Source organism: Streptomyces sp. (assembly GCF_036524955.1).
Lineage (GTDB): Bacteria > Actinomycetota > Actinomycetes > Streptomycetales > Streptomycetaceae > Actinacidiphila.
Genome location: NZ_DATDBG010000225.1, coordinates 1 through 5,734, shown reverse-complemented (window position 1 = coordinate 5,734; position 5,734 = coordinate 1). Strand labels below are relative to the sequence as shown.

The 5,734-nt window shown below is 70.6% G+C and carries 5 protein-coding genes and 2 pseudogenes; all 7 read left to right on the top strand.

Annotated features, from left to right (window positions below; all coding sequences use genetic code 11):
• Nucleotides 1-831: pseudogene (locus VIW71_RS18160) on the top strand (DNA polymerase III subunit gamma and tau); the annotation flags it as partial.
• Nucleotides 832-1,094: 263 nt separating this feature from the next.
• The gene (locus VIW71_RS18155; RefSeq protein ID WP_331623387.1) at nt 1,095-1,427 is read left to right on the top strand and encodes a YbaB/EbfC family nucleoid-associated protein; all 333 of its coding nucleotides are present in this window, start codon (nt 1,095-1,097) and stop codon (nt 1,425-1,427) included.
• 172 nt (nt 1,428-1,599) lie between these two features.
• A complete protein-coding gene (recR, locus tag VIW71_RS18150; RefSeq protein WP_331623386.1) occupies nt 1,600-2,199 on the top strand; it encodes a recombination mediator RecR in 600 nt (199 codons plus the stop codon).
• On the top strand, nt 2,192-2,911 hold the full coding sequence (locus VIW71_RS18145) for a DUF5063 domain-containing protein (RefSeq protein WP_331623385.1): 720 nt from the start codon (nt 2,192-2,194) through the stop codon (nt 2,909-2,911). The genes recR and VIW71_RS18145 overlap by 8 nt, the downstream gene beginning before the upstream one ends.
• Nucleotides 2,912-3,032: 121 nt before the next feature.
• Nucleotides 3,033-4,307 carry an aspartate kinase gene (locus tag VIW71_RS18140; protein ID WP_331623384.1) on the top strand — a complete coding sequence of 425 codons (1,275 nt, stop codon included), beginning with the start codon at nt 3,033-3,035 and terminating at the stop codon, nt 4,305-4,307.
• Nucleotides 4,308-4,645: 338 nt separating this feature from the next.
• The gene (locus tag VIW71_RS18135; RefSeq protein ID WP_414720775.1) at nt 4,646-5,353 is read left to right on the top strand and encodes a SigE family RNA polymerase sigma factor; all 708 of its coding nucleotides are present in this window, start codon (nt 4,646-4,648) and stop codon (nt 5,351-5,353) included.
• Nucleotides 5,350-5,734 (top strand): annotated as a pseudogene (locus tag VIW71_RS18130) (hypothetical protein); the annotation flags it as partial. The gene VIW71_RS18135 and the pseudogene VIW71_RS18130, both read left to right, overlap by 4 nt.

Sequence of the window (5,734 nt, the reverse complement as noted above, 5' to 3'; positions counted from 1 at the left end):
GCGCCACCGCGTCCCGGTGCCTGGCCGACGACCGGGGGTGCCGCGTCGACGCCCGCGCCTCCCCAGGAGCCTGCCGCCGTCCGCACTCCGCCGCCCGCCCCCGCCACGCCGGCGCCCGGACCGGCGTCCACGCCCGTCGGCGACCCCTCCCGCGTGCGGCAGATGTGGCCGGAGATCCTGGAAGCGGTGAAGCGGCGGCGCCGGCTGACCTGGATGCTGCTGTTCAACAACGCGCAGGTGGCGGGCTTCGACGGGGAGACGTTGCAGATCGGGTTCGACAACCCGGGCGCCCGCAACAGCTTCGCGAACAGCGGCAGCGAGGACGTGCTGAAGCAGGCGATCAGCGACGCGCTCGGCGTGCAGTGGCGGATCGAGGCGATCGTCGACCCGTCGGGGGGCAGTGGCCAGGGCGGGTCGGGGGGCCCCGGGAACCCCGGCGGCCCGGGTCATTCCGGCGGCTTCGGCTCCGGGTACGGCGGTGGCGGCGGTTCGTCCCGGCCCCCGGCCCCCGGCCCGCAGCAGCCGCCCACGGCCCCGGCCTCGTACAACCAGTCCTCTTACAACCAGGCCGCGCAGAATCCGGCGTCGTACAGCCAGCAACCGGGCCCCGGCGGTCCCGCAGCACATGAGCGGGCCGCCGCGCCGGGGCCCCGCGCCGAGCTCCGGTCCGCCGCGCAGACCGCGCCGCCGCCCGTGGACGACCTGCCGCCCATCGAGGACGACATCCCCGAGGACGACGACCCCGACCTGGTCGATTCCGCGCTCAGCGGTCACGACCTGTTCATAAGGGAGCTCGGGGCGACCGTCATCGAGGAGATCAGGCACGACTGACCGGCGGTCGGCCTCGCCGCCCCAGGCCCGGGGTCCGGTCCGCGCCCGTGCCCGGTCCCGGTCCGTGCCCGGTCGAGCCCGGGCCCGCCACCGGTCCCGCGGCGGGAGCGACCTGCGCCGGCGCGAGGAGTAATCGCGCCCTGTACTCCGGGTGGAGCGCCCGCCGCGCCGATCCTCCGTACGGCGTAGGGCGCTGGGCCGTACGAGCACGTAGGCTCGCCCTGTCAGGCAAAAAACCGCACGGCCAAGGCAGGAGCGAAACCGTGATCCCCGGTGGTCAGCCGAATATGCAGGAGCTGCTCCAGCAGGCGCAGAGGATGCAGCAGGACCTCGCCGCGGCCCAGGAAGAGCTGGCCGAGGCCGAGGTGGAGGGCACCGCGGGCGGCGGGCTGGTGAAGGCGACGGTGACCGGCGCCGGCGAGCTGCGCGCGCTGGTGATCGACCCGAAAGCGGTCGACCCTGAGGACACCGAGACCCTCGCCGACCTGGTCGTGGCCGCCGTGCACAACGCGAACGACGCGGCGCAGGAGCTCCAGCAGGCCAAGCTGGGCCCGCTCGCCCAGGGGCTCGGCGGCATGCCCGGCCTGCCGTTCTGACCGGCGGCACGGTGTGAGCCGTGCGGGCGGGCCGGACTGACGTGTGAACCGGACGAAACGCGTGAACCGGATGAACCGAGTGGACCGCTGAGGACGTATAAACCGTAGAACCGTATGACCGTGCAGGACGTGTACCAGGACGGGTACGAAGCGAGCGAAGGAAGGCGTCGGCGTGTACGAAGGCGTGGTTCAGGACCTGATCGACGAACTGGGCAGGCTGCCCGGCGTGGGTCCCAAGAGCGCGCAGCGGATCGCCTTCCACATCCTGCAGGCCGACCCCGCCGATGTGCGCCGGCTCGCGCACGCGTTGTCCGAGGTCAAGGCGAAGGTGCGGTTCTGCGCCGTGTGCGGCAATGTCGCGCAGGACGAGCAGTGCCGGGTGTGCCGCGATCCGCGCCGCGACCCCTCGGTGATCTGCGTCGTCGAGGAACCCAAGGACGTGGTGGCGGTTGAGCGTACCCGTGAGTTCCGGGGGAGGTACCACGTCCTGGGCGGCGCCATCAGCCCGATCGAGGGAGTGGGCCCCGACGATCTGCGGATACGGGAGCTGCTGGCCCGGCTGGCGGACGGCACCGTCACGGAACTGATCCTGGCGACGGACCCGAACCTCGAGGGCGAGGCGACGGCCACGTATCTGGCCCGGATGGTGAAACCCATGGGATTGCGGGTGACGCGGCTGGCCAGCGGGCTGCCCGTGGGCGGCGACTTGGAGTACGCGGACGAGGTCACGCTGGGGCGGGCCTTCGAAGGGAGGCGGTTGCTGGATGTCTGACACCGTGATGAAGAAGCAGGGCGGGCGGGGCGGCGGTCGCGGGGAGGGCGTGGTTCCGGCGCCGGACCGGGTTCTGGTCGCGCAGGAGCCGGACGAGTTCGCGGTACAGATCGGTGACCAGATCGAGAGCTTCATCCTTTCGGTCCGCGAGGTGGCCAAGGGCGACGATCCGGACAGCGCGGTGCCGTATCTGCTGCTGGAGGTCTCGCAGTTGCTGCTGGCCGGCGGCCGGCTGGGCGCGCACGAGGACATCGTGCCGGACGAGCGGTACGAGCCGGACGTCGGTCCCGAGCCGGACGAGGACGACCTGCGGCAGCGGCTCGCGGCGCTGCTGGAGCCGATCGACGTCTACTCGGAGGTCTTCGACCCGTACGTGCCCAGGTCCACGCCGGTGGCCTGCCGGATCTCGGACGACATGGCCGATGTGGTGGCGGATCTCACACACGGCCTCGCACACTTCAGGGCCGGGCGGGTCTCGGAGGCGCTGTGGTGGTGGCAGTTCTCCTACCTCTCCAACTGGGGGCCGACGGCCAGCGCCTCGCTGCGGGCGCTGCAGTCGCTGGTCGCCCACGTACGGCTGGACAGCCCGCTGGACGAGCTGGACGGCCTGGACACCGGCAACCTCGCCGACGACGAGGAGCAGTTGGCGAAGGAGGCCGGCAAGGTGATGGAGGCGGAGCTCGGGACGATTGGGTTGCGGCGCAGGCGGTAGTGCGTATGTACCCGCGTGGTCACTCTCCGAACACTCCGTCTCGCCATGCGATACATCCGGGGCGTATCCGGCCTGCTCGTTAGACTGGGGCGACCGCACTAACCCTGAGCGAGGAGCGCACGTGGGTCTTGTCGTGCAGAAGTACGGCGGCTCCTCCGTCGCCGATGCCGAAGGCATCAAGCGCGTCGCCCGACGGATCGTGGACACCAAGAAGGCCGGCCACCGGGTGGTCGTCGTGGTGTCGGCGATGGGCGATACGACGGATGAGCTGATCGATCTCGCGGAGCAGGTGTCGCCGATTCCCTCCGGCCGCGAATTCGACATGCTGCTGACCGCCGGAGAGCGCATCTCCATGGCGCTGCTGGCGATGGCGATCAAAAACCTGGGGCACGAGGCGCAGTCGTTCACGGGCAGCCAGGCGGGTGTGATCACCGACTCGGTGCACAACAAGGCCCGGATCATCGACGTGACGCCGGGCCGTATCCGTACCGCCCTCGACGAGGGCAACATCGCGATCGTGGCCGGCTTCCAGGGCGTGTCGCAGGACAAGAAGGACATCACCACACTGGGGCGGGGGGGCTCGGACACCACGGCGGTGGCGCTGGCCGCGGCCCTGGACGCCGAGGTGTGCGAGATCTACACCGACGTCGACGGAGTCTTCACCGCCGACCCGCGGGTGGTGAAGAAGGCCCGCAAGATGGAGTGGATCGCCTTCGAGGACATGCTGGAGCTGGCGAGCTCCGGGTCGAAGGTGCTGCTGCACCGCTGTGTGGAGTACGCGCGGCGGTACAACATCCCCATCCACGTACGTTCTTCGTTCTCCGGACTTCCGGGTACCTGGGTCAGCAACGAACCACCGCAAAGGGACAAGCCGATGGAGCAGGCGATCATCTCCGGTGTCGCGCACGACACCTCCGAGGCGAAGATCACGGTCGTCGGGGTGCCGGACAAGCCGGGCGAGGCGGCGACGATCTTCCGGGCCATCGCGGACGCCGAGATCAACATCGACATGGTCGTGCAGAACGTGTCGGCGGCGGCCACCGCACTGACCGACATCTCCTTCACGCTGCCCAAGACCGAGGGGCACAAGGCGATGGAGGCGCTGACCAAGGCGCAGTCGGTGATCGGCTTCGACTCGCTGCGGTACGACGACCAGATCGGCAAGATCTCGCTGGTGGGCGCCGGGATGAAGACCAACCCGGGAGTCACCGCGACCTTCTTCGAGGCCCTGTCCGACGCGGGGGTGAACATCGAGCTCATCTCGACATCCGAGATCCGCATCTCGGTGGTCACGCGAGTGGACGACGTCAAGCCGGCCGTGCAGGCGGTGCATTCGGCATTCGGGCTCGACAGCGACAGCGACGAGGCGGTCGTCTACGGGGGTACGGGCCGCTGAGGCAACAGTATGTGCCCTTATATCCCCTGATGTGGCGATACGGGCCCTGGTGCGGCAATCCGGGTCCCGTTGAGCTTTTGCTGTGGTCTGGACCACTTGAACCAGCCCACCCCTTCGTTGGACAATCTCCTTTCCCTCGACGGCAACCGACTCTCACGGGGGAACGCCGCTGTGTCAGCGCGCTGCCCTAGGGTGCTGACACCGAGCGTGTACCGGGGGGTACGTCGGTGTACATGGGGTGTTGAGGAAGAGCTGGTACGCATGGGGATAGTTGACGCTCCGTCGGGCGACGTGCCTTGCGCGTACAACCCTGACGGGGGGATGCGTGTCCAACTGTCGTGGCGGAGGCACTGGGCATCGAGACGGCATTCGGACGCCGGGGCGGCACGATCGCACCCCCGCGTCTCGCGCGACCACGTCCGGCCGGCCGCGCGCCGGATGCCTTCGGTGCCCCGGGTGCTTCCGGCGGCATCCCGGTGATCGCGCCCTGGCCGGTACGGGTAGCCGGCACCGACGGTTCCGACAGCGAGGGTGCTGACACCACGATGGCAGTCGGCACCACGGTCGACCACCTCACCGAGACCTACCGCGCGCACTACCGCTCACTGCTCGGCCTGGCGGCTCTCCTGCTGGACGACACCGCCTCCTGCGAGGACGTGGTCCAGGAGGCGTTCATCCGGGTGCACTCGGCGCGCAGCCGGGTGCGCGACCCGGAGAAGACCCTCGCCTACCTCCGCCAGACCGTGGTCAACCTCTCCCGGTCGGCGCTGCGCCGCCGCATCCTCGGCCTCAAGCTCCTCTCCAAGCCGATGCCCGACATGGCGAGCGCGGAGGAGGGTGCGTACGAGATCCTGGAACGCGACCAGCTCAAGGCCGCCATGCGTTCGCTGCAGCGCAGGCAGCGCGAGGTGCTGGTGCTGCGCTACTTCGCCGACATGACCGAGGCACAGGTCGCCGAGACGCTGGGCATCTCTCTGGGCTCGGTGAAGGCGTACGGGTCGCGAGGCCTCGCGGCGCTGCGCGTCGCGATGGAGGCAACGGCATGACCACCCCCAACGCCCCCGACGTCCCTGGCACTCCGGACGACGCTGCCGGCATGGTCGGCCGGCGCGACTCCTCCACCGCCCTCCCCTCCTCCTCGCACGACGGGTCGCGGCCCGCCCCACCGCGTGAACTGCCTCCGGCGGACGGGCCGGTGAGCGAGGTCGCTGGTGCGACGGCGCTCGGCGGGGCGCGGGCCGAGGAGCGAACGGCCCCGGAGGCTGCGGCCGGTGGGGCCGTCGTCGGCGGGGCGCGGGCGGGCGGTACCGATGGCGTCGGTCAGGCCCGGGCGGAGGAGGCCGGCACTGTCGGCGGGGTCGGCGGGGCGCCGGTCGGCCGGACGCTGGACGAGGAGCTGCTGCGCACGCTGATGCGTGACGCCGTCC

Coding starts and splice junctions, on each gene's coding strand:
- VIW71_RS18145 (WP_331623385.1), top strand. CDS start 2,192: ATGTCTGACACCGTGATGAAGAAGCAGGGCGGGCGGGGCGGCGGTCGC.